Origin of the sequence: Massilia suwonensis, assembly GCF_042655665.1 — a bacterium.
Lineage (GTDB): Bacteria > Pseudomonadota > Gammaproteobacteria > Burkholderiales > Burkholderiaceae_D > Telluria > Telluria suwonensis.
The window spans coordinates 991,928-1,013,873 of sequence record NZ_JBHSMR010000013.1 but is presented as its reverse complement, the minus strand read 5'-3'; the positions used below and the strand labels follow the sequence as shown (position 1 = coordinate 1,013,873).

The window sequence follows — 21,946 nt, the reverse complement described above, 5'->3', positions numbered from 1 at the left end:
ATCTTCCCGACCCCATCACGCGAGGAGCAGCCATGAGCATTCATCCGAAAGCGGCCGCCTGGTTCAGGGCCGTCCTGGCCGGCGCCGTCCTGGCCGCCGGCATCGTTGCCTGCGGCGGTGGCGACGACGACGACCCGGCGCCGCCGCCCGTCGTCACGCCGCCGGTCGCGACCAGCGCCTATGCCGCGACCGTGCTGGTGGCCGACACTGCGCCCGCCGCCCACGTCGACCCGAACCTGGTGAATGCCTGGGGCATCGCCTTCAACCCGACCGGCTTCGTCTGGATCAACAACCAGGGCACGTCGACCTCGACCCTGTACGACGGCACCGGCGTGCCGCAGACCCTGGTGGTCGCGATCCCTGCCGGCAGCGCCGGGCCGGCAAAGCCGACCGGCATCGTCTTCAATGCCAGCACCGATTTCAAGGTGACCCAGAACGGCGTCACCGGCGCCAGCCCCTTCATCTTTGTCGGCGAAGCGGGCACCGTGTCGGGCTGGTCGCCGACGGTGAACCGCACCAATGCGGTGACGACCGTGGACACGGGCGGCGCCTCGAACTACAAGGGCCTGGCGATCGCCAGCGCGAACGGCGCCAACTTCATCTACGCGACCGATTTCCGCAACAGCCGCATCGACGTCTACGACGCCAACTTCCAGCGCGCGACCCTGCCCGGCGGCGCCTTCGTCGATCCGAACCTGCCGGCCGGCTACGCGCCCTTCGGCATCCAGGCGGCCGGCAACCGTATCTATGTCTCCTACGCGCAGCGTAACGCGGCCGGCACGGAAGAGGTGAAGGGCGCCGGCCTGGGCGTGATCGACGCCTACGATACGAGTGGCGCTTTCGTGGCCCGCGTCGCTACCGGCGGCGCCCTGAACGCGCCATGGGGCATGGCGATCGCGCCCGCCGCCTTTGGCGACTTCAGCAACAGCCTGCTGGTGGCGAACTTCGGCGACGGCAAGATCAATGCCTACAACCCGACCACCGGCGCGCTGATGGGCACGCTCAGCCGCGCCGACAAGTCGCCGATCGTCATCGACGGCCTGTGGGGCATCGCCTTCGGCAACGGGGTGCAGCAGCAGCCCACCACGACCCTGTTCTATACGGCCGGGCCGGCCAACGAGACGCACGGGCAGTACGGCAAGATCGAACTCCAGTAATCGGCAGTGGTACTTCGGCGCGCGTCGCGGATGCAGTCCGCGGCGCGCGCCTTTTTATTTGTACTGCGGTGGATACTGATGTGCGGCACAGACGGTAAAAACGTACCATAATAGTAAGGATGCAATCCGTGCATCGACCGTCAACGAACCCTACATGCCCACCAAAACCGCAGCCAAGGCCGAGCCGGCCTATGAAGTGAAGAAATCCCCCGTCCACGGCAACGGCGTCTTCGCCCGGCGCCACATCGATCCCGGCGAACGCATCATCGAATACCGCGGCGAACGCATCAGCTGGGACGAGGCGACCCAGCGCGCCGAGGACCGCGGCGGTCCGGTCAACCACACCTTCTACTTCAGCCTGCACGACGGCCGCGTCATCGACGGCGGCAAGCGCGGAAACGATGCGCGCTGGATCAACCACGCCTGCTCGCCCAACTGCGAAGCCTACGAGGACGAGGGCCGGGTCTACATCCACGCCCTGCATCCGATCGAGCCGGGCCAGGAACTGAACTACAATTACGCGCTCGTCTACGACGAACGTCACACGCCGGCCCTGAAAAAGCTGTTCGAGTGCCGCTGCGGCACGCCCGGCTGCACCGGCACCATGCTGGCGCCGAAAAAACGCGCAAAGAAAAAGGCGTAAAGGAAGACCCATGAAGCCCATCGTCCGCAGCCTGCTGGAAACCGATCTCTACAAATTCACGATGTGGCAGGCGCTGCTGCACCGCCATCCGAACGCGCACGGCGAGTACGAATTCCTGTGCCGGAACCAGCCCGAGTATCCGCTGGCCGAGCTGAAGGAAGAAGTCGAACGCGAACTCGACCACCTGTGCGAGATGCTGTTCACCGACGAGGAGATCGCCTACCTGCGCGGCCTGCGCTTCATTAAAAGCGACTTCGCCGACTTTTTGACCGTGTTCCGCTTCCAGCGCAAGTTCATCACGGTGGAGACCGACGGCCCGCACCTGCGCATCCGCGCCACCGGCCCGATCGTGCACGTGATGGGCTTCGAGATCTACGTGCTCTACATCGTCAACGAGCTGTACTTCCGCCGCTTCGACCAGCAAGCCGCGATCGAGGAGGCGCGCAAGCGCCTGGCGCTGAAGGTCGAGCAGTTCCGCGCTTTCGATGCGGAGCCGAAGCGGGCCAATCCCTTCGAATTCTTCGACTTCGGCGTGCGCCGCCGCTTCTCGGGCGAGTGGCAGGACGAGGTCGTGTCGACGCTGGCGCGCGAGCTGCCGCAGTTCTTCAAGGGCACCTCGAACGTGCACCTGGCGAGAAAATACAACCTGGTGCCGATCGGGACCATGGCACACGAGTACATGCAGGCCTTCCAGGCCTTCCCGGTGCGCCTGCGCGACTTCCAGAAGGCGGCGCTCGAGGACTGGGTGCAGGAATACCGCGGCGACCTCGGCACCGCGCTGACCGACGTGGTCGGCATGGACGCTTTTCTTGCCGACTTCGACCTGTATTTCGCCAAGCTCTTCGACGGCCTGCGCCACGACTCGGGCGACCCGACCGAGTGGGGAGAAAAGGCGCTGGCGCATTACGCCAGGCTGCGCATCGACGCCCGAACCAAGCGCCTGGTGTTCTCGGACGCGCTGACGGTGCCGAAGGCCCTGGCCCTGTACCGCCATTTCGCCGACCGCACCCAGACCGGCTTCGGCATCGGCACCCAGCTCACCAACGACACGCCATATAAAGCCCTGAACATCGTCATGAAGCTGACGCGCTGTAACAACCAGCCGGTGGCCAAGCTGTCGGACACGCCCGGCAAGTCGATGTGCACCGACGAGACTTTCATGGCCTACCTGCGCCAGGTGTTCCAGCACACGGGGTCGTAGGGGGGGGCGAGGCCAAGGGCCTCGCTCACGGCTTCCTCAGGCCGGCTGCAGTTTCCACAGCTGCGTCGGCAGAGCGGGCGGCGCATCCGGCTTGAAGAAAGCCGAATCCTGGATGTGCGAGGTCGTCACGTAGACGGTGCCGTCCGGTCCCTGGCTGAAGGTGTCGGGCCAGCGCAGGCGTTCGTCCTGGACCAGGGTCTGGATCGGCGCTTGCGGGCCTTTGTCGAGGTCGCGCATCCGCACGGCATTCTCTTCCACGCTGGTGAGCAGCATGCGATTCGTGCCGCGCGGGATCAGCAGGCCGTCGTTGACGCCGTTGGTGCCGTAATTCTCGACTTCGCCCGAGACATCCTCGCCGCGCATGCCGGCGCCGCGCAGTGCGTCGGTCTTGATGCGGTAGAGCGTGTCGCCCTTGATCGCCTGCCAGTACAGGTATTGCCCATCGTTCGACAGCTCGATGCCGTCGGCCGAGAACTCGACGCCGCGTCCGTCCGGACGGCGCAGCACCTTGCCGTCGGCTTTCACGTCCAGTCCCTTCTTCATTTGCGTGGACTCGTCGCCGTCGAGCACGCGCGCCGCCTTGCCGCTCGCGACCTCGACGACCAGCAGCGCGCCCTTCACGCCGGAATCGGTGATGTAGGCATAGTCGCCCTCTAGCGAAAAGCGCACGTCGTTCAGGTAGGAGCCTTGCGGCGCTGCCTCCTCGTCGAAGGCGATGGTCTGTTTGACCTTGTTCGTGGCCAGGTCGATGCGCACCAGCTTCGGTCCGCCGTCGACCACGTGGCTTTGCGCCGGGGCGGCCGGATCGAGCACCCACAGGCTGCCGCGGCCGTCGGCGACGACGCTCTGCACGCAGACCCAGTGGTCGTCCGGCGTCAGCTCGTCCTTGCGGGCGTTGCGCCAGGCGTTCCATTCCTCGTCCGGGTAGGGCTTGACGCTGCCGTCGGCCAGCAGCTCGGCCACGGACACCGCCGTGTCCTCGGTCCAGCGCGGGAAGTTGACGAAGATGCGATTGTCTTCGGAGACGGTGACGCCGGTCACCTGGTGCTCGAATTGGGCCACGCACTCGATGCTGCAGCGGCCTTCCTGGAAATCGACGGTGTTTTTATCGGTCATGAAGTTCTTTCGAATGGTTGGGTGGATCATGCGGCTTTCTTCTGGGTCCCGTTGGCGGCTTCGGCTTCGTGCGCCAGGCGCTGCTGCAGCATGGCCAGCACGGCCGCTTCCTCGGGCTGCAGGGCGTGCAGGTCCTCGACCAGTTCCTGTTCGGTGCGCTCGCGCATGGCTTCGATGACGGCGCCTTCCATGTAGGCGTCGAGCACGGCCGGGTGCACGTAGCACTTGCGGCAGACCGAGGGCGTGTTGCCGAGCTTTTGCGCCACCGATTCGATGGCGCGCACGACGTTCTTCTTGGCCTGGGTCTCGGAATCGAACTTCTCGAATTCCTGCAGGGCCAGCGCCGCCAGCACGGTTCCCGACCAGGTGCGGAAGTCCTTGGCCGTGTAGTCCTCGCCCGTGATCGAACGCAGGTAATCGTTGACGTCCGCCGAATCGATGCTGCGCGTCTCGCCGTCCTCGTCGATGTACTGGAACAGTTCCTGGCCCGGCAGGTCGCGCGTGCTGCGGATGATGCGCGCCAGGCGCCGGTCGTGCACGTGGATCTTGTGGTACACGCCGCTCTTGCCCCGGAATTTGAACTCGACGTCGCTGCCGTCGACCTTCACGTGGCGGTTGCGTAATGTGGTCAAACCGAAGGATTTATTGGTGCGCGCATATTCCTCGTTCCCGACCCGCATCATGGTCGCCTCGAGCAGGTAGACGATGGTCGCCAGCATTTTTTCGCGCGGCAGGCCGGGCAGTTTGAGGGCGCGGTCGACCTCGGCCCGGATGGCCGGCAGGGCCTTGCCGAAATTGATCATGCGCTCGTACTTCACCTCGTCGCGCACGCTGCGCCATTTCGGGTGATAGCGGTACTGCTTGCGTCCGCGCGCGTCGCGTCCCGTGGCCTGCAGGTGGCCGTTGGCCTGGGGGCAGATCCAGACCTCCGTCCAGGCCGGCGGGATGGCGAGCGACTTGATGCGTTTCAGGGTCGCCTCGTCCTCGACGGGTTCGCCCTTGGAGGAGAAGTAATCGAATCCTTCCTTGGCCGGCTCGCGCCGGATGCCGGGCCGGTCGTCGTGGACGTAGCGCAGGCCGGCGGCCTTGGCGGCGGCGGGCGGATCGCTGAGCGGGGCCGGGTCTTGCGGCGTCTGGGCGTCGAGGGTCATAGGAGGCTCGCAGTGGAAACTTGGAAACAGGCCCGGCCGATCTTACGCTTCTCACGGGCGCGCACCGTTCGGGAGCTAACGCAGGCGCATGCATGGGGGCGAGGCCGGCTGTGACATTCTCCCGGCACGATTTAACGTTCCCCGCTGCACGGGAATCGGATAAGATGCCCGATGACGTGTTGTTCGAATGTTCATTACCCAGGGTATTCCCGCCGATGGTTCCAGTAGCGCTCTACGAAGCAGTCTTCAATGCCTCCCCGACCGGGCACTATCTGCTTTCGCCCACGCCCGAGGCAACGATCCTCGCGGTGAACGACGCCTTCCTGAACGCATCCGGACGGCGGCGCGAGGAGCTGGTCGGCACCAGCCTGTTCGTCGCCTTTCCGCGCAATGCCGAGGACCCGAACGATACCGGCGAGGACGACTTGCGCCGTTCGCTCGCGCGCGTCGCCGCGACCGGGCAGGTCGATATCCTGCCGGCGATCCGCTACCCGATCCGCGTCGAGCTGCCCTCGGGCGAGGTGCGCTTCGAGGAGCGCTTCTGGAATGCGGTCAGCACGCCGATCTTCGGTCCCGACGGGCAGCTGGTCTGCATTTCGCACAGCACCAGCGACGTCACGGCCATGGTGCGCGCGGAGGTGGCCAGGAGCGAGAGCGAAAAGCGCTTCCGGGCCCTGGTCAGCGCCAGCGCCGAAGTGGTCTACCGCAAGAGCCCGGACTGGACCGAACTGCACCAGCTCGAAGGGCGCGGCTTCTTGCAGGACACGAGCGATCCGCGCCGCCTGTGGATCGACGCCTACATCCCGCCCGAGGACCATGCGCTGGTCCACGAAGCGATCGAACGGGCGATGTGCACCCGGACCGTCTACGAACTGGAGCACCGCGTACGCCGCCTCGACGGCAGCTACGGCTGGGCCTTTTCGCGCGCCGTTCCCATGCTGGACGCGGCCGGCGAGATCTATGAATGGATCGGCGCCGCCAGCGACATCACCGCCCGCAAGGAATCCGAGGAAAGGCTGCGCGAATCGAGCCGGCGCAAGGACGAGTTCCTGGCCATGCTGGCGCACGAGCTGAGAAATCCCCTGGCGCCGATCAGCGCGGCGGCGCAGCTGCTGCAGGCGCCCCGGCTCGACGCCGAGCGGGTGCAGCACAGCAGCCGGATCATCAGCCGCCAGGTGCGCCACATGACGGGCCTGATCGACGACCTGCTCGACGTCTCGCGCGTCTCGCGCGGCCTGGTCGAACTCAGCAACGAGGCGCTCGACATCCGCGCCATCGCCGGCAATGCCGTCGAACAGGCCATGCCGCCGATCCAGGCGCGCGGCCACACGCTGAAGCTGCGCCTGCCGTCCGGGACGGTCATGGTGATGGGCGACGAAAAGCGCCTGGTGCAGGTGATCGTCAACATTCTCAACAACGCGGCCAAGTACACGCCCGAGGGCGGCCACATCGAGCTCGACGTCGCCGTCGAGGGCGTCGAGGTGGTGATCGCGGTCGAGGACGACGGCATCGGCATGGAGCCGGAACTGGCGGCGCGCGCCTTCGAGCTGTTTGCGCAGGCGCGGCGCAGCTCGGACCGTGCCTCGGGCGGACTGGGGCTCGGGCTGGCGCTGGTGCGCAGCCTGGTCGAGCTGCATCATGGCGCGGTCACCTGCAGCAGCGCCGGTATCGGCAAGGGCAGCCGCTTCACGGTGCGCCTGCCGCGCCTGGTGCAGGAAGAGGGCGCCGGCGCCCATGCGGCCGACGAGGCGGGAGAGACGCCGCCGGCGGCCGGTCCGCTGCGCGTGATGGTGGTGGACGACAACGTCGACGCGGCGGCCATGCTGGCGATGCTGCTCGAGGCCTCGGGCCACCGGGTGGCGGTCGAACACGATCCCTTCCAGGCGCTGGCGCGCAGCCGCGCGGAGGCGCCGGACGTGTTCCTGCTCGATATCGGCCTGCCCGGCATCGACGGCAACGAGCTGGCGCGGCGCCTGCGCGCCCAGCCGGAAACGGCGGACGCGGTGCTGGTCGCCGTCACCGGTTACGGCCAGGAGAACGACCGCAAGGCGACGCTGGCCGCCGGCTTCGACCACCACCTGGTCAAGCCGGTCGATCTCGAAGCGCTGGCGGCGATCCTGGCAGGCGTGGCGCGCTAGTCCTCATCCATAGCGCGCTTCGACCAGGTCGATCTCGCGCAGCAGCTTGCGCGCGATCTCGTCCGAGAGTTCGCGCCCGTGCACCAGCGCCAGGATCGCCTTGCGCTCGGCCTGCAGGGCGGCGAGACGGTATTCGCGCTCGGCCTGTTCCGCCACGCGCACCCGCGACGGGTCGTACAGGCCGCCCACGCCGAGGCGGTGCTCGTACACGCCGCGCACGTGGTCGATGGCGCTGGCGTGGACGTCGGCGTCTTCCTGGTGCTCGGCGTGCAGGTGCGCCGCCTTGTCGATGGCATTGATGGCGGCAATCGCCGCGTCGTGGCGCGCGCGGTCTTCTTCGGCCAGTTCGGCCGATTCCTCCGGCACTTCCAGGTTGCGCAGCACGCGCGGCAGGCCGATGCTGGCCACCAGCAGCGAGACGATGATCACGGCGCTGGCGTAGAAGATGGCGAGGTCGCGGCCCGGGAAGGGCGCGCCGTTCGGCAGCGCCAGCGGCAGGGTCAGCACGCCGGCCATCGTGATCGCGCCGCGCACGCCGGCCAGCGAGGTCGCCACCACCAGCCGGAAGTTAGGCCGATAGATCTGGCGTCCGTGGCGGCGCGCCTTCAGGATGGTGAGCCTGAGCGAGACCCACACCCACACCAGGCGCAGCACGATCAGGCCGAGACTGATCAGGAGCGCGGTGCCGAGCAGCGTCCATTCGGTCATGTTCTCGTCGAGGCGGGCGTCGTGCAGGGCGCGCGCGACGATGTCGGGCAGCTGTTCGCCCAGCAGCACGAACATCACGCCGTTCAGCGAAAACTGCACCGTGTCCCAGACCACGGCGCGGCGCACGCGCGTGGTGGCGAGCGCCCGTCCGGACAGTTCGACATAGCTCATCGAGATGCCGGCCGCCACCGCGGCCAGGATGCCGGAGGCGTGCAGGTGTTCGGCCGCGAGGTAGGCGCCGAAGGGAATCAGCAGGTTGACCAGGATCGGCGAACCGGGCTCCTCGCCCAGGCGCTGGCCGGCCACGCGCTGGATGAAGGCGACGCTGACGGTGATCGCCACGCCGCAGGCGATGCCGCCCAGGGCCACCCAGAGGAAGGTCAGCGAGGCGTCGGCCAGCGAGAAGGCGCCGGTCATGGCGGCGGCCACGGCGAAGCGGAAGCAGACCAGGCCGGTGGCGTCGTTCAGCAGCGACTCGCCTTCCAGGATGTGCATCAGGCGGTGCGGGATGGGCACGCGCGCGGCGATCGAGGACACGGCCACCGGATCGGTGGGCGCCACGATCGCGGCCAGCGCAAAGGCCACCGGCAGCGGCATGGTCGGCACCAGCCAGTGGATCAGGAAGCCGGCGCCCAGCACCGTGAACACGACCAGGCCGAGCGCCAGTTCGAGGATCGTGCCCTTGTCGCGGAACAGGCCGACCTTCGGGATGCGCCAGCCGTCGAGGAAGAGCAGGGGCGGCAGGAACAGCAGGAAGAAGATCTCGGGATCGAGCGCCACGCCGTGGCCGAACACCCCGGAAATCACGGCGCCGAGGGCGATCTGCACCAGCGGCAGCGGCACCGCAAAGGGCAGCAGGCGCACCAGGTAACCGCTGCCGATGACCGCCAGCAGCATTGCGAGGACGACGCCTACCGATTCCATTCATTCTCCTTCATGTCGAAACGGCATGATACGGGAATGCGGCAGAGCGCGTCGGACGGGCAGCGCATCGGTACGTCCGCGCGGGCATGCCCGCCCTACGTTACGCCACGGTTCCGTGAACTTGCTACGAACGGCGGTGCACCGTAGGGCGGGCATGCCCGCGCGGCGATACGCGGCGTATCACCGCGGATGCTTCTCCGCCCCGGCCTCCGCCAGCAAATCCGACAACTCCACCGTATTGACCGGCTTGACCATGTAATGATCGAAGCCCGCATCCATCGCCGCGTCGCGGTCCTGCTGGCGGCCGTAGCCGGTCATCGCGATCAGGATGGCGCCGGTGGCCTGCGGCAGGCGGCGCAGGCGGCGCGCCAGTTCGTTGCCGTCGAAGTCGGGCAGGCCGATGTCGAGCAGGCAGACGTCGGGGACGAACACGCGCGCCAGGTCCACCGCGTCGGCCCCGCAATACGCGATCTCCACATGGTGGCCGCCGGCGGCGAGGAACAGCTGCAGCGTGTGCGCGGCGTCCAGGTTGTCGTCGACCAGCAGCACCTTCAGCGGCTTCACCAGCTGGGTGTGGCCGCTGGTCTGGGCTACCGGCGCCAGCACCTCCTGGGTGTGGCGCGGCAGGCGCACGGTGAAGGTGCTGCCCTGGCCCAGGCCGGGGCTCTGTGCCTGCACCGTGCCGCCATGCAGTTCGACCAGGCTTTTCGCCAGCGCCAGGCCCAGGCCCAGGCCGCCCTGCGAGCGGTCCGGGGTGCGCTCGGCCTGGGTGAACAGGTCGAATACGCGCGCCACCAGCTGCGGCTCCATGCCGATGCCGTCGTCGCTCACGGTCAGCACGTAGTCCGGACCGTCCTCGACCAGCTGCAGCGCGATGTGCCCGCCCTCGGGCGTGTATTTGTTCGCGTTGTTCAGGAGGTTGGCCACCACCTGCACCAGGCGCTTGTGGTCGCCCTTGACGGTGGCCGCATTCGGCGGCAGGTCGAGCACGACGCTGTGGCGCCGGGTCGTGATCAGGGGCCGGATCTGTTCGGCCGCGTCGTCGATCACCTTGCGCAGGTCGAGCACCTGGGTCGAGATCGAAACGAGGCCGCGCGTCACGCGCGAGACGTCCAGCAAATCGTCCACCAGGCCGGTCATGTGCTCGACCTGGCGCGCGATGATGGCGCAGGTCTGCGTGATCTGCGCATTGTCCGAGTGGAGAAGTTTCAGCAGGTGCGCCCCGGTGCTGATCGGCGCCAGCGGGTTGCGCAGCTCGTGCGCCAGCATGGCCAGGAATTCGTCCTTGCGCTGGTCGGCCGCGCGCAGTTCGCGCTCGGCCAAGCCGCGCGCCGCTTCCTTCTTTTGTAGCGTCGCGGCCATCTCGTCCAGGGCCAGTGCCAGGCGCCCGATCTCTTCGCGGTCGTAGGCGATGCCGGAACGGGCATCGAGGTCGCCGGCGGCGATGCGGCGCGCCGTGTCCATCAGTTTGCGCACGCGCTGCACGATCAAGACGTCGCCCGCGAGCCAGGCGGCCAGCAGGGCCAGCATGGTGGTGGCGGCCAGGCCGATCAGCGACATCAGCTGGGCGCGGCGCGCGCCGGCCGTCACGGTGTCGACCGGGATGCCGATCGTGACCGTGTAGTCCGACAGCGAAGGCGCGCCCACGCGGGCGAAGGTGTGCAGGCGTTCGACGTCGTCGTCGTCGCGCACCACCACGGCGCGCCGGCCGCTGCCCTTCATCGATTCGCGCATCGCGTCGCGCATGGTGTTCGAGACCTTGTGGCCGAACCAGCGCTCGGGATCGGGGCGGCGCGAGATGATGGTGCCGTTGGCGTCGGTCGTCACCAGCACCGAGCCGGGCGGCAGGTTGATGTCGGCGACAAAGGTGTCGAGGCCGGCCAGGTCCATCGCCGCGAAGACGACGGCGACGACCTTGCCGGCGCGGTCGATCACGGGATAGGTGAGGTTGATCGTGTGGCGCCGGATCACGCGGCCGAACACGTAGTCGCCGGCGATGAAGCGGCGTTCGGCGATGGCGCGCTTGAAGTGGCTGCGGTCGCCCAGGTTGACCGGATGGAGCATGGGCACGGCGCTGCAGGTGACGTCGCCGTTCAGCTGGATCAGGCCGAAGTTCACATAGCCTTCGTTGCGGTCCAGGACGTCCGCCAGCAGCGCATTGCAGCGCGGCGTATCGCCCATCAGGTCGGGCACGCTGGCAAGGTCCACCAGGATCTGGCGCGCGCGCTCGACCGATTGCGCTTCGTTGGCCGCGGCCAGGTTGGTCAGGCGGCGCAGGTTTTCCTGCGAGGCTTCGACCGCCTGCTCGCGTTCGCGCAGGCCGCCCAGGATGGTCATCAGGGCCAGCGGCAGGATCGCCAGCGCGACCAGCAGCATCAGCCTGCTGCGCAGGCTGTTGAGCTTGAAGAGTGGGCGGCCGCTGTTCATTACGCCGCCGCCCGCTGCTCGAGCAGCCGGTCGCCGAAGGCTACCAGGCGGCGCACGCCTTCGACCAGGGTGTCGACGTCGTCGCAGATGTAGCCGATGCGGATGAAGCCGGGCACGCCGAGCGCGTCGCCCGGCATGATGGCCACGCCTTCCTCGGCCAGCAAGTCTTCGGCGAAGGCGACGGTGTCGGAGCTCAGGCTGCGCACGTCGCCCCACAGGTAGGGGCCGGAGTCGGGGCAATGCATGTCGAGCCAGGGGACGTCGGCTACCTGGCGCAGCACCTGGTCGCGGCGCGCGCGGTATTCGTCGATCATGTGCTGCTGCGGGCCGCTGTCGAAGGCGGCCGCGGTGGCCACCTGGGCCAGGTGCGAGCAAGCGGCCGTGATCGGGCCCTGCAGGGTCTGCATCGCGCTCGCAATCGCGCCTGGCGCCAGCGCGAAGCCGAGGCGCCAGCCCATCATCGCATAGCTTTGCGAGGCCGAGAAGATCGTCACCACGCCCAGCGCGCGCCAGTCGCACAAGGTGGCGAAGCTGGTGTGGACCGGCCCGAAGCTGAGGTGTTCATAGCTCTCGTCGACGATGACCTGGGCGCCGCGCGCGTGCACCCACGCGCACAGGTGTTCGAGCTCGGTGCGCGTGTAGACCTTGCCGGTCGGGTTGTGCGGGTTGTTGACGATGACCAGGTCGGCCTGCGGGCAGTCGGCCAGAAAAGCGGGGGTGACCGTGTCCGGCAGGTCGACCAGCACCGGCTCCAGGCCGAGCAGCTGGCAGGTGGTGACATAGGCCGGCCAGTGCGGCTTGAAGATCAGGACGCGGTCGCCCGGATCGGTCATCGCGTACAGCGCCTGATATAAAGCCTGCTTGGCGCCATTGGTGACGATGACTTCGTTCGGCTGCGCCGCGAGGCCGTTCTCGCGCTCGAGCTTGCCGCACAGGCTGCGCCGCACGTCGAGGGCGCCGGCCACGCCGGTGTAGGGCATGGTGCGCTCGTCCTGCATGGCGCGCGCGACGGCGTCGAGCACGGAGGCAGGCGGCGAGAAGTGGGAAATGGCGATCGAAAAATCGATGATGCCCATGCTCTTGTTACGGAAGTCTTCGACGCGGCCATGCATGGCGGTCGTGGCGAGAGGGCGGGAGGCGGCGATGCGCTGCGAAATCTTCATCTTATTTTGCTTGGTAAGTAAATAATCAAGAATGTGTCTCCGTGTGGCTTCCGCATGCCACAACATTTCCTGATTGTACTAAATATTTGTCCGGGGGCGAGCGCGAATGGATTTGAAGAAACTCTTTTTGGGCCGTTCCGTTACATGCCGGTGCACAGGCAGCTCCGGCCATGCTACGCGCCTTCGCGATACGGGCGAGCGCCGCAGGGACGGGCTTTCTGGTACGGTGGCCACAACTGCAACAATGGAGCAAACATGAACCATCAGATCGTACGCATGCTGCCCAGCTTCGAGGCCGCCGAAGCGGCGCGCAAGGGCCTGCTGGCCGAAGGTTTCGACGGCAACGGCATCGATATCAACGTGACCAGCGACGAAGCCGGTCCCGCCGAGAGCCACTTCTATGTCGGCGATTCGCCCGCCGTCAAGGGCGGCACCGACTACAAGAACGTCTATAAACCCGCCGACCGGGGCGACCTGTGCGTGATGACGGTGACGGTGGCCGACGCCTCCCAGGTGGAACGCGCGAAGGCCATCCTCGAGCACAACGGCGGCTTCGACGCCGATCCGGCGCACCTGCCGCCGAAGCAGGTCAAGACCTGAATCGGCGGCGCTTTTCTTAGCTCCAGCTCAGATCGGTTTTGCTGAGCGGCAGCTCGCGCACGCGCTTGCCGGTGGCGGCGAAGATCGCATTGCAGACCGCCGGCGCCAGCGGCGGCAGCACCGGTTCGCCCAGGCCCGTGACCGGATAATCGGTCTTCAGGAAGTGGATGTCGATGTTGGTCGGCGTCTCCGGCATGCGTAGCAGCTTGTACTCGTGGAAGTTGCTCTGCACGACGCGACCGCCTTCGATATTCAGTTCCGGATGCAGCAGCGTCGACAGGCCGTCGATGACCGAACCCTGCACCTGGTTCTCGGCGCCGGACAGGTTGACGATCTGGGCGCCGATGTCGGTCACGACCACGACCCGGTCCACCTTCAGCTCGCCCGTCTTCGAAACCGTCACCTCGGCCACTTCCGCGACATAGCCGCGGTGGCTGAAGTGGAAGGCCACGCCGGCGCCCTGGCCGCGCGCGAACTTCTTCTTGCCCCAGTCCGACTTGTCGGCCACTTCCTTCAGCACATTGCGCATGCGCGCGACGCTGTAAGGCTGGCCGCGTTCGCCGGTACCCGGCACGATGTCCTTGTCGCCCAGCAGTTCCAGGCGGAACTCGACCGGGTCGCGCCCGCCCGCATGGGCCAGCTCGTCGATGAAGCTGTGGAAGACCCAGCTGAAGACATTGCTGCCCGGTGCGCGCCACGGACCCATCGGGATGCGGCATTCCAGGGCGGTCTGTTCCAGCAGGCAGTTGGCGAGCCAGCGTCCCGGGAATTCGTCGCCCGAGAGGCTGCCGCCGCTGCCCGGCTGCAGGATGCTCTTGCCGTCGCGTTCGACGCGGTTGGCGAAGGTGACGAAGTGGTTGTGCCAGGCGACCAGCTTGCCCTGGGCATCGACGCCGCCGCGCAGATGGTGGAAACCGCCGGCGCGGAAATGGTCGTGCTGCAAGTCGTCTTCGCGGGTCCAGGTCAGCTTCACCGGCGCATTGACTTTTTGCGCGATCGCCGCCGCCTCGACGATGAAGTCCGAGCTCAGGCGCCGGCCGAAGCCGCCGCCGCTGCGGATGATGTGCAGCTGGATCTTTTCCTTCGGGATGCCGAAGGTGGTGCTGACCAGGGCCTGGCCGGCGCCCGGATTCTGGGTCGGGGCCCAGAGTTCCAGCGTTCCGTCCGCCGGCTTGAACAGCGCGGTGCAGTTCTGCGGCTCCATGCTCGCGTGCGAGATGAAGGGATAGGTGTAGCTCGCTTCCACGGTCTTGGCCGCGCCGGCGAGGGCCGCGGCGACGTCGCCATCTTTGCGCTGTACGGTCGTGCCCGGCTTGCCGGCGGCGGCCTTGGCCTGCGCCGCGAAATCGGCCCAGCTATGGCCGGCGCCAACACCTTCGTCCCATTTCACTTCGAGCGCACGACGCGCCTTGAAGGCCGCCCAGGTCGAGGTGGCGACGATCGCCACGCCCGGACGCAGGCCGTTCAGGTTAGTTGACCCCTCGACGATGAAGGCATCCTTCACGCCCGGCAGCGCCTTGATGGCATCCAGGTTGGCGCTGAGCGGCTTGCCGCCGAAGACCGGGCACTTCGCGTAGACCGCGTACAGCATGCCCGGCAATTGCACGTCGATGCCGAACAGCGGCTTGCCGCTGACGATGGCGGCATTGTCAACGCCGCCGATGCGGGTGCCGAGCAGGGTGTAGGTGGCCGGATCCTTCAGCTGGACTTGCGCCGCTTCCGGCAGCGGCAGCTTGGCCGCGGCCGGCACCAGGGCGCCGTAGCCGAGCTTGCGTCCGCTCGGGGTGTGGTGGACAGCGCCGTGGGCGGCGCGGCATTCCGTGGCCGGCACATTCCAGGCCTGGCTGGCAGCCTGCACCAGGATGGTGCGCGCGGTCGCGCCCAGGCGATGGAAATCGTTGTAGTTGGTCGGCGTCGAGGTCGATCCGCCGGCGCCCTGGCTGCCGTAGGCGGGGTTCAGGCCGCCCTGGACGATGCGCACGTCTTTCCAGTCGATTTCCAGCTCTTCGGCAATCACCATCGGCAGCGAGGTCTTGATGCCCTGGCCGATTTCCGGCTGCTTCGAGACCAGGGTGACGACGCCGTCGCGGCCGATGCGGATGAAGACGTTCGGCGAGAATTCGGTAGCCGCGCTGGTGGCATTGGTGTTCTGCGCGGCGAGCACGCCGCCCGGGCCCATGCCGATGACGAGGGCGCCGGCGCCGGCTGCGCGCAGGAAACCGCGGCGCGAAGTGGAGACCGGAGCGTTCATGCCTTGCCCTTTCCGGTCTTGGCGCCTTGCGCGATCTCGGCGGCGCGGTGGATGCCGGCGCGGATGCGGGTATAGGTCGCGCAGCGGCACAGGTTGCCGGCCATGGCGTCGTCGATCTGGGCGTCGGTCGGCTTGGGATGCTGCTTGAGCAGGGCGCAGGCGCTCATGATCTGGCCCGACTGGCAGTAGCCGCACTGCGGCACGTCGAGTTCCTGCCAGGCTTGCTGCAGCGGATGCTGGTGCGTCTTGTGCAGGCCTTCGATGGTCGTGATCCTGGCCTTGCCGATGGCGGACACGGGCAGCAGGCAGGAACGGGTCGGCGCGCCGTCGAGGTGGACGGTGCAGGCGCCGCACTGGCCGGCGCCGCAGCCGTACTTGGCGCCGACGAGTCCGAGACCGTCGCGCAGTGCCCACAGCAGCGGGGTGTCGGGTTCGACATCCACGTCCTGGCGCTTGCCATTGATGTTCAGCGTGTACTTCGTCATCGGCTCTTCCTTGCCTGGCTGTAAATCCGAGCATCGTATCAAAAAGGGCAGGGCCGGAAGTGGCTTGTGGAAAGATTATTGTTAGAGATTTGTTGCTGGGGCGACGACGCCGCCCTGGTGGATCGGACGAAGCGTGGCGCAGGCGCGACGACCGTCTTCTTGTCGCGGCAGGTCGATGGTGTTTTTTTGCTAACTAGTTATAATCCCTGTTCCGCATCTACCGCGAGTGCGCGCCATGTCCGACATGCAGTTTGCCAACAACTACCGCGACCTGAGCAATTCGACAGGCGTCGACGCCGGTTTCCAGTTCGAGTTCTATTGCGAGCGCTGCAGCGACCGCTGGCGTACCCACTTCAAGCCCTACCGCAGCGCCCAGGCCTCGGGCTGGCTGCAAAAGGGTGCCAACATGTTCGGCGGCCTGCTGGGCAATGCCGGCAGCGTGCTCGGCAGCATGGCGGAAGCGGGCTGGCACTCGGCGCGCGACGAAGCGTTTACGGAAGCGGTCGCCGCCGGCAAGGCCCACTTCAACCGCTGCGGCAATTGCCACGACTATGCCTGCGGCCAATGTTTCGACGCCGCCAGCGGCCTGTGCTTCGACTGCGCGCCCAATGTGCAGGTCAAGATCACGCAGGCGCGGGCGCAGGGCGAAGTATCGGCCGCATCGGAAAAGGCAAATGCCGAGGGTCAGGTGCGCGGCGGGCGCCACGACGTGACCCAGACCATGCAGCTGGTGTGCTCGCAGTGCCGCGCCGAGACCCATGGCGCCAAGTTCTGTCCGGAGTGCGGGCACAGGACGGCGCAGCAGGTGGCGTGCCGGGCGTGTTCGACGATGCTGCAGCCGGGGACCAAGTTTTGTACGGAGTGCGGCGAGCGGCAGGGGTGAATCGCGGCGTTACATGGGCTGTTGCTTGTGGCGCTATCGGTTAATCCCATTCGCGTAGGCATGCCGACGCGTGCAAGTCACATTTCGTTGGCTTCGTTTGGAGAAAGACCCCGCCAACATGACGCGAGCGTCACGCGTGGGCATGCCCGATGCAACCGTAGGCAAGGCCATTGGCCTTGCCTACCCCTACATCCCTTCCGGATAAGTTTCCGGCGGTTCGCCCGAATGCCAGCCGCTGGTCGCATCGAGCGGCACCAGGGCTTCGGTCTTGTCGATGTGGATGATGGCATCGAACTGCTGGGCCAGCTGGGCGTCGAAGTAATGGCTCTGGCGCTCGCTGCGCGGCAGGTAGAGCACGCCGATGGCGCGTTCCAGGCGGCGCTCGAGCAGCAGGCGGCGGGCGGGACTTTCGTCGCGCAGGTTCAGATAGAAGCGCGGGATGCCGACGTGGTGCAGCAACTCCTCGTAGCTGCCGGGCATGCCGGGACGCACGCGCTTGTGCTCGGCCGGGCCGTCCCATTCGGAGGCGGCCGTCACGTAGCCTTCGTAGGTGGAAAAGCCAACCAGGCAGGTCTGGCCCGGATAGGCCTTGCGCGCCAGTTCGCCCACGTTCCATTCGCCCAGGTTGCCCATATAGGTCGCGCGGGCGTCGCCGATGTGCGAGTTGTGCTCCCAGATGACGATTTTTGCAGGCGTGCCGTCTTTCGACAGGTGGCGCGCGAGCGCGTCCAGGGTTTCGGCCATGTGGCTGTCGCGCAGGTTCCATGAGGACACGCGGCCGCGGAACATGGTGCGGTAGTATTCTTCGGCGTTCTTGACCAGGCGCGCATTCTGCTGGGCGTAGAAGAAAGCGTCCTCGCTCGAGGCGCCGTCGGCCTGCATGTAGTCGAAGGCGCGCTGCTGCAGTTCCTGCAGTTGGGTCAGCACCCCTTGCTGGCAGGATTCGGAGAGGCCGACGCCGGTGGCGTAGCCATAGTGCTGGCTGTCTTCGCCGTAGTGGTCGAAGCAGGCGTAGCGGCGCCGCGCTTCCTCGGCCGCGGTCGGGTCGACCTTGTCGAGATAAGTGAGCACTTCGCGTACCGAGGTGAACAGGCTGTACAGGTCGAGGCCGTAGAAGCCGACCTTGGGGCCGGCCTTGACGCCCGCATTGTGCGTGCGCAGCCAGTCGACGAAGGCGGACACGTCGGTGTTACGCCACATCCAGGCCGGGAAGCGCTCGAAGCCGGACAGGGCGGCATTGGCGTCGGCATCATGACCTTCGCCGCGTACATAACGGTTGACGCGGTAGGCGTCGGGCCAATCGGCCTCGACCGCCACCGCGGTGAATCCCTTCTCGCGGATCAGGCGCTGGGTGATGCGCGCCCGTTCCTCGTAGAACTCGTGGGTGCCGTGGGTCGCTTCGCCGATCAGGACGAAGCGGGCGTCGCCCACGAGCTTCATCAGGGCGTCGTAGTCGCCCGGTCCGCCGGTGAGCGGACGGGCGGCAGCCGCCAGGGCGGCCGCGCTGATGTCGATCGCGGCCGTCATGGCGTCAGTGCAGGAAACGGCTGCCCGATTTCTCGCGTTGCGCTGCGTCGTGCGGGATGGCGCCACGCTCGATGAAGTGCTTCATGCGCGCAAGGTCGTCGTCCATCTGGCGCTTCGGGTCCGAGCCGAGCAGGGCGGCCAGGCCGTGGCCCACCGCGCCCGCCGGCGGCGAGTACGAGAAGCGCACGGTGACGCGGGTGCCGCCGCGGTAGGGCTCGAATTCGACCGAGCCGGAATTCGGGATCTCCGCACCCGGTTCGCTGCGCCAGGCCAGGCGCCGGTTCTTGCTCTGCTCGGTCAGCATCGAATCGAATTCGAACTGGGTGCCGGCCGGACCCTGCACCACCCAGTGCGAGCGGCGGCGGCCGATGTCGCGCACTTCGATCACGTGCGACATGAAGCGCGGGAAGTTCTCGTACTTGCTCCACATCTCGTAGACTTCGTCGGGCGAGGCATCGATGCGGATGCTTTTTTCCAGGTCGATGCTCTTGCCGCGTCCGCTGCCCAGCAGGTTCGACAGGATCGATCCATTGCCGACAGCGACGCCGCCACTGCTGCGTGCGGCCAGCGCCACCGCACCCAGGGCAACCGCCGCGGCGACCGGCGAGCGGCGGAACAGCCCGATCAGGCCGAGCAGGCCGCCGCCGACGACGGCCGGGTTGCGCAGCAGCGAAGACAGGTCTTCGCGGTTGTCGAGGTGCAGGGCGCGCGCGGCGCTGCCGGCGGCCTGGCTGGCCATGCGGGCATAGCGCGAGGTGGCGGCGCCGACGCTGCTGGACGCATCGTCGAGCATGCGCGAGGCGCCATCCATGGCGTCTTCGTAGCTGCGGCGGGCCGAGCCGTTCGGCTTGGCCGATTCGAGCATGCGCTTGGCGCGCGTGCCGGCTTCGTCGAGGTAGTCGCGGGTGCGCGAGCCGGCGTCGTCCATGTACTTTCCGGCGCGCGAGCCGGCTTCGTCCAGGTATTTGCCGCCGGTCTTGCCGGCGTCTTCGAGCAGGTCGCTGGCGGCGTCGCCGGCCTGGCGCGCTGCCAGCCCGATGCGCTCGCCAATGCCGTGCCAGGCATTGCCGAGCGCACTGCCGGTACGCGAGCCCGCGTTACGCAGCGCCGTGGTCGAGGTGGCGCGCCGTGCGCTGCCGCGGTCGGGGTCGAGCATGTACATCAGCAGGGCGCCGGCGGCGGCGCCGCCGAGCAGCTTGGCGAGATCGGCTGCCTCGAGGTTCTTCTCGGTGGTGGTGGGGTATCTCATGTTCCGTCCTCTCTTGTAAGTGGCTTCAGTTGCGTATGGAGCGGGCGATCGGCCTGGTTCCGCCAGGCCATCGCCAGCAAGTCCTGCACTTCCTCGTCGCTCGTCTGGTCGAACGTGTCGTACCACTGGCTCACGGCGCGAAACAGCGGCGGCGCGGCCAGGCAAATCACTTCGTCGGCCACCGCCTGCAACGCTGCCAGCGTGTCGGGCGGGGCGACCGGTGCGGCCACGACGACGCGCCGGGCACGGTGCCCACGCGCGACCTCGACCGCTGCCAGCGCCGTCGAACCGGTGGCGATCCCGTCCTCGACGATGATCACCGTGCGGTCCGCCAGTTCCGGCTGCGCCCGCCCGCCCCGGTAGAGGCGGGTACGGCGCTCGATTTCGAGCAGTTCGCGCGCCGTGATGGCGTCGACCTGCTCCTGCGTCACGCCCATCAGTCCGGGCACGCCGGCCTGCAGGATGCGCACGCCGCCGCTGCCGACCGCGCCGATCGCGTACTCGGGCTGGTAGGGCAGCCCCAGCTTGCGCACCAGCAGGATGTCGAGCGCGAGCCCGAGCGTCATCGCGACGGCGAAAGCCACCGGCACGCCGCCGCGCGGCAACGCGAGCACGATCGCGTCGGGCTGGTGCGCATAGGCCGCCAAGGCCTTTGCCAGCAGCTTGCCGGCCTGCGCGCGATTTTTGAAACGGCGAACTTCGGCCATCGCGATCACCTCGACACCTGCATGCAAACTGCATCTGCATGCACGCTCTCACGCTGCCGCGGTGTTGCCCGGCGGCTCACTGGATATCGATACGCCGCACCGTGCTGCCCTGTTTCTTCGGCAGCGTCAGGTGCAGCACGCCGTTCTCCAGTTTCGCCTGCGCGGCCGCATCGTCGACCTCGGAAGGCAAGGTAAAGCTGCGCATGAACTTGCGTGCTGAACGTTCAGAATACACCACGTTTTCGCCCTCGCGCCGCTCGTTTGCCTTGCGGCATTCTCCTTCGATCGTGACGCGCTGACGATCGATCGCGACCTTCAGGTCTTCCTTCTCGACGCCCGGCATTTCGGCCTGCAGTTCGTAGGCCTGGTCGGTTTCCACCAGGTCCAGGCGCGGCACGCCCGTGCCCTCGTCGAGCCGGCGTCCCGCATTCAAAGCCATGGGTGCGAAGAAGTCCTCGAACATGCTTTCCACGAGGCGGCCAAACCCGTCCTCGACCGTGCCGGGGCGGTAGGCCGACAGGGGCGTCGTTCCTCTCCTGACGAGATTCATGGTAAGCCTCCTTTCTACACACGATGAACAGGCGCGGCATGGCGCCGCACCTGTTTTATAGGGCAGGGAAAAGGCGTTTTCAAGGGGCGCACGAGGCGGCGCGAGTCCGCTTCAAGGCGGCTTTGCGAGAGGGCAGAAACGGTGCAGGCAGCCGGAACCGAAAGCGGTTCCGGCGGTCGATGGAAGTACTCAGCCGAGCTGGCCGGCGTGGAAGCGCAGGTGGTCTTCGACGAAGCTGGCGATGAAGTAGTAGCCGTGGTCGTAGCCTTCATGGCGGCGCAGCGTCAGGGGCTGGCCGGCGACGCGGCAGGCTTCTTCGAACAGGTGCGGATTGAGCTGGTCTGGCAGGAATTTGTCGGCCAGGCCCTGGTCGACCAGGATGCCGGCGGGGAAGCGCACCGCACCCTGGCTGACCAGTTCGGTGGCGTCCCAGGCGGCCCAGCTGGAACGGTCGGTGCCGAGGTAGCCGCCGAAGGCTTTTTCGCCCCAGGGGCAGCGGCTCGGCGCGGCGATCGGGGCAAAGGCGGAGACCGAGCGGAACAGGTCGGGATGGCGCAAGGCCAGCACCAGCGCGCCGTGGCCGCCCATCGAGTGGCCGAAGATGCCGCAGCGGGCCTCGTCCGCGCCGAATTCGCGCAGCACCAGTTCGCGCAGTTCGAGGATGTAGCTGGCCATGCGGTAGTGGCGCGCCCAGGGTTCGGCGGTGGCGTCGAGATAGAAGCCGGCGCCGACGCCGAAGTCCCAGCTCTCGCTCTCGCCCGGCACGCCGGCGCCGCGCGGGCTGGTGTCGGGCGCGACCACGATCAGGCCCAGTTCGGCCGCAACGCGCTGCGCGCCGGCCTTGATGGCGAAGGTCTCTTCGGTGCAGGTCAGGCCGGCCAGGTAGAACAGCACCGGCAGGCGCTTGCCCTCGTGCCCTGGTGGCAGGTAGACGGAAAAGCGCATCGGCAGGCCGATCGCGCTCGAGTCGTGCTGGTAGAAACGCTGGACGCCGCCGAAACTGGCGTGCTCGCTGATGAGTGTGGTCATGGAAGTGTCCGGGAGAAGTGGTAACGCAAGTATGCCA

The 21,946-nt window shown here is 67.3% G+C and carries 18 protein-coding genes; 6 read left to right on the top strand and 12 right to left on the bottom strand.

From position 1 onward, the window contains the following. The first annotated feature begins 32 nt into the window (after positions 1-32). The 3 genes from ACFPQ5_RS12470 to pncB all read left to right on the top strand — a co-directional run bounded on the left by ACFPQ5_RS12470 (position 33) and on the right by pncB (position 3,001). Positions 33-1,157, top strand: a complete 1,125-nt coding sequence (locus tag ACFPQ5_RS12470) for a TIGR03118 family protein (protein ID WP_379755740.1) — start codon at positions 33-35, stop codon at positions 1,155-1,157. 154 nt (positions 1,158-1,311) lie between these two features. Continuing rightward, positions 1,312-1,800: an SET domain-containing protein gene (locus ACFPQ5_RS12465; protein WP_379755737.1), complete on the top strand. Its 489-nt coding sequence runs from the start codon at positions 1,312-1,314 to the stop codon at positions 1,798-1,800. Between the two features lie 10 nt (positions 1,801-1,810). Next, on the top strand, positions 1,811-3,001 hold the full coding sequence (gene pncB / locus ACFPQ5_RS12460) for a nicotinate phosphoribosyltransferase (protein ID WP_379755734.1): 1,191 nt from the start codon (positions 1,811-1,813) through the stop codon (positions 2,999-3,001). A gap of 36 nt (positions 3,002-3,037) precedes the next feature. Here the strand turns inward: pncB and ACFPQ5_RS12455 are convergent, their stop codons facing one another. Beyond that, positions 3,038-4,117 (bottom strand): L-dopachrome tautomerase-related protein, encoded by a 1,080-nt coding sequence (locus ACFPQ5_RS12455; RefSeq protein WP_379755731.1) that lies wholly within the window; start codon positions 4,115-4,117, stop codon positions 3,038-3,040. Positions 4,118-4,143: 26 nt separating this feature from the next. Then, the gene (locus tag ACFPQ5_RS12450; protein WP_379755728.1) at positions 4,144-5,268 is read right to left on the bottom strand and encodes a DNA topoisomerase IB; all 1,125 of its coding nucleotides are present in this window, start codon (positions 5,266-5,268) and stop codon (positions 4,144-4,146) included. 215 nt (positions 5,269-5,483) lie between these two features. On the opposite strand from ACFPQ5_RS12450, the gene ACFPQ5_RS12445 reads away from it, so the two are divergent. Continuing rightward, positions 5,484-7,406, top strand: a complete 1,923-nt coding sequence (locus ACFPQ5_RS12445) for a PAS domain-containing hybrid sensor histidine kinase/response regulator (RefSeq protein WP_379755725.1) — start codon at positions 5,484-5,486, stop codon at positions 7,404-7,406. A 3-nt stretch (positions 7,407-7,409) separates the two neighbouring features. Here the strand turns inward: ACFPQ5_RS12445 and ACFPQ5_RS12440 are convergent, their stop codons facing one another. The 3 genes from ACFPQ5_RS12440 to ACFPQ5_RS12430 all read right to left on the bottom strand — a co-directional run bounded on the left by ACFPQ5_RS12440 (position 7,410) and on the right by ACFPQ5_RS12430 (position 12,628). Then, on the bottom strand, positions 7,410-9,038 hold the full coding sequence (locus ACFPQ5_RS12440) for a Na+/H+ antiporter (RefSeq protein ID WP_379755722.1): 1,629 nt from the start codon (positions 9,036-9,038) through the stop codon (positions 7,410-7,412). 180 nt (positions 9,039-9,218) lie between these two features. Further along, complete coding sequence (locus tag ACFPQ5_RS12435; RefSeq protein ID WP_379755719.1) at positions 9,219-11,465, bottom strand: ATP-binding protein; 2,247 nt, start codon at positions 11,463-11,465, stop codon at positions 9,219-9,221. Continuing rightward, positions 11,465-12,628, bottom strand: a complete 1,164-nt coding sequence (locus ACFPQ5_RS12430; protein WP_379755716.1) for a pyridoxal phosphate-dependent aminotransferase — start codon at positions 12,626-12,628, stop codon at positions 11,465-11,467. The genes ACFPQ5_RS12435 and ACFPQ5_RS12430 overlap by 1 nt, the downstream gene beginning before the upstream one ends. A gap of 255 nt (positions 12,629-12,883) precedes the next feature. On the opposite strand from ACFPQ5_RS12430, the gene ACFPQ5_RS12425 reads away from it, so the two are divergent. Then, positions 12,884-13,228 (top strand): hypothetical protein, encoded by a 345-nt coding sequence (locus tag ACFPQ5_RS12425; RefSeq protein WP_379755713.1) that lies wholly within the window; start codon positions 12,884-12,886, stop codon positions 13,226-13,228. Positions 13,229-13,244: 16 nt separating this feature from the next. Here ACFPQ5_RS12425 and ACFPQ5_RS12420 read toward each other — a convergent pair whose 3' ends face one another. Both ACFPQ5_RS12420 and ACFPQ5_RS12415 read right to left on the bottom strand, forming a co-directional pair. Further along, a complete protein-coding gene (locus ACFPQ5_RS12420) occupies positions 13,245-15,479 on the bottom strand; it encodes a xanthine dehydrogenase family protein molybdopterin-binding subunit (RefSeq protein ID WP_379755710.1) in 2,235 nt (744 codons plus the stop codon). Next, positions 15,476-15,964: a (2Fe-2S)-binding protein gene (locus ACFPQ5_RS12415; RefSeq protein WP_379755707.1), complete on the bottom strand. Its 489-nt coding sequence runs from the start codon at positions 15,962-15,964 to the stop codon at positions 15,476-15,478. The genes ACFPQ5_RS12420 and ACFPQ5_RS12415 overlap by 4 nt, the downstream gene beginning before the upstream one ends. A 235-nt stretch (positions 15,965-16,199) precedes the next feature. On the opposite strand from ACFPQ5_RS12415, the gene ACFPQ5_RS12410 reads away from it, so the two are divergent. Beyond that, positions 16,200-16,847 carry a zinc ribbon domain-containing protein gene (locus tag ACFPQ5_RS12410; RefSeq protein ID WP_379755704.1) on the top strand — a complete coding sequence of 216 codons (648 nt, stop codon included), beginning with the start codon at positions 16,200-16,202 and terminating at the stop codon, positions 16,845-16,847. A 186-nt stretch (positions 16,848-17,033) separates the two neighbouring features. Here the strand turns inward: ACFPQ5_RS12410 and ACFPQ5_RS12405 are convergent, their stop codons facing one another. The 5 genes from ACFPQ5_RS12405 to fghA all read right to left on the bottom strand — a co-directional run bounded on the left by ACFPQ5_RS12405 (position 17,034) and on the right by fghA (position 21,909). Next, entirely contained in the window at positions 17,034-18,374 is a 1,341-nt protein-coding gene (locus ACFPQ5_RS12405) for an erythromycin esterase family protein (RefSeq protein WP_379755701.1), read from the bottom strand. Between the two features lie 4 nt (positions 18,375-18,378). Continuing rightward, positions 18,379-19,623, bottom strand: coding sequence for an SRPBCC family protein (locus ACFPQ5_RS12400; RefSeq protein WP_379755698.1), 1,245 nt, complete (start codon positions 19,621-19,623; stop codon positions 18,379-18,381). Continuing rightward, positions 19,620-20,330: a phosphoribosyltransferase gene (locus ACFPQ5_RS12395; RefSeq protein ID WP_379760099.1), complete on the bottom strand. Its 711-nt coding sequence runs from the start codon at positions 20,328-20,330 to the stop codon at positions 19,620-19,622. The genes ACFPQ5_RS12400 and ACFPQ5_RS12395 overlap by 4 nt, the downstream gene beginning before the upstream one ends. Positions 20,331-20,406: 76 nt before the next feature. Then, positions 20,407-20,880, bottom strand: a complete 474-nt coding sequence (locus ACFPQ5_RS12390; RefSeq protein WP_379755694.1) for an Hsp20/alpha crystallin family protein — start codon at positions 20,878-20,880, stop codon at positions 20,407-20,409. A 189-nt stretch (positions 20,881-21,069) separates the two neighbouring features. Further along, entirely contained in the window at positions 21,070-21,909 is an 840-nt protein-coding gene (gene fghA / locus ACFPQ5_RS12385; protein ID WP_379755691.1) for an S-formylglutathione hydrolase, read from the bottom strand. Between the last annotated feature and the right edge of the window lie 37 nt (positions 21,910-21,946).

What these genes read in the sequence shown, in the direction of transcription:
- ACFPQ5_RS12450 (WP_379755728.1), bottom strand. Translation starts at nt 5,268, where the DNA reads ATGACCCTCGACGCCCAGACGCCGCAAGACCCGGCCCCGCTCAGCGAT.
- ACFPQ5_RS12395 (WP_379760099.1), bottom strand. Translation starts at nt 20,330, where the DNA reads ATGGCCGAAGTTCGCCGTTTCAAAAATCGCGCGCAGGCCGGCAAGCTG.
- ACFPQ5_RS12465 (WP_379755737.1), top strand. Translation starts at nt 1,312, where the DNA reads ATGCCCACCAAAACCGCAGCCAAGGCCGAGCCGGCCTATGAAGTGAAG.
- pncB (WP_379755734.1), top strand. Translation starts at nt 1,811, where the DNA reads ATGAAGCCCATCGTCCGCAGCCTGCTGGAAACCGATCTCTACAAATTC.
- ACFPQ5_RS12415 (WP_379755707.1), bottom strand. Translation starts at nt 15,964, where the DNA reads ATGACGAAGTACACGCTGAACATCAATGGCAAGCGCCAGGACGTGGAT.
- ACFPQ5_RS12400 (WP_379755698.1), bottom strand. Translation starts at nt 19,623, where the DNA reads ATGAGATACCCCACCACCACCGAGAAGAACCTCGAGGCAGCCGATCTC.
- ACFPQ5_RS12430 (WP_379755716.1), bottom strand. Translation starts at nt 12,628, where the DNA reads ATGAAGATTTCGCAGCGCATCGCCGCCTCCCGCCCTCTCGCCACGACC.
- ACFPQ5_RS12390 (WP_379755694.1), bottom strand. Translation starts at nt 20,880, where the DNA reads ATGAATCTCGTCAGGAGAGGAACGACGCCCCTGTCGGCCTACCGCCCC.
- ACFPQ5_RS12470 (WP_379755740.1), top strand. Translation starts at nt 33, where the DNA reads ATGAGCATTCATCCGAAAGCGGCCGCCTGGTTCAGGGCCGTCCTGGCC.
- ACFPQ5_RS12445 (WP_379755725.1), top strand. Translation starts at nt 5,484, where the DNA reads ATGGTTCCAGTAGCGCTCTACGAAGCAGTCTTCAATGCCTCCCCGACC.
- ACFPQ5_RS12420 (WP_379755710.1), bottom strand. Translation starts at nt 15,479, where the DNA reads ATGAACGCTCCGGTCTCCACTTCGCGCCGCGGTTTCCTGCGCGCAGCC.
- ACFPQ5_RS12455 (WP_379755731.1), bottom strand. Translation starts at nt 4,117, where the DNA reads ATGACCGATAAAAACACCGTCGATTTCCAGGAAGGCCGCTGCAGCATC.
- fghA (WP_379755691.1), bottom strand. Translation starts at nt 21,909, where the DNA reads ATGACCACACTCATCAGCGAGCACGCCAGTTTCGGCGGCGTCCAGCGT.
- ACFPQ5_RS12425 (WP_379755713.1), top strand. Translation starts at nt 12,884, where the DNA reads ATGAACCATCAGATCGTACGCATGCTGCCCAGCTTCGAGGCCGCCGAA.
- ACFPQ5_RS12435 (WP_379755719.1), bottom strand. Translation starts at nt 11,465, where the DNA reads ATGAACAGCGGCCGCCCACTCTTCAAGCTCAACAGCCTGCGCAGCAGG.
- ACFPQ5_RS12405 (WP_379755701.1), bottom strand. Translation starts at nt 18,374, where the DNA reads ATGACGGCCGCGATCGACATCAGCGCGGCCGCCCTGGCGGCTGCCGCC.
- ACFPQ5_RS12440 (WP_379755722.1), bottom strand. Translation starts at nt 9,038, where the DNA reads ATGGAATCGGTAGGCGTCGTCCTCGCAATGCTGCTGGCGGTCATCGGC.
- ACFPQ5_RS12410 (WP_379755704.1), top strand. Translation starts at nt 16,200, where the DNA reads ATGTCCGACATGCAGTTTGCCAACAACTACCGCGACCTGAGCAATTCG.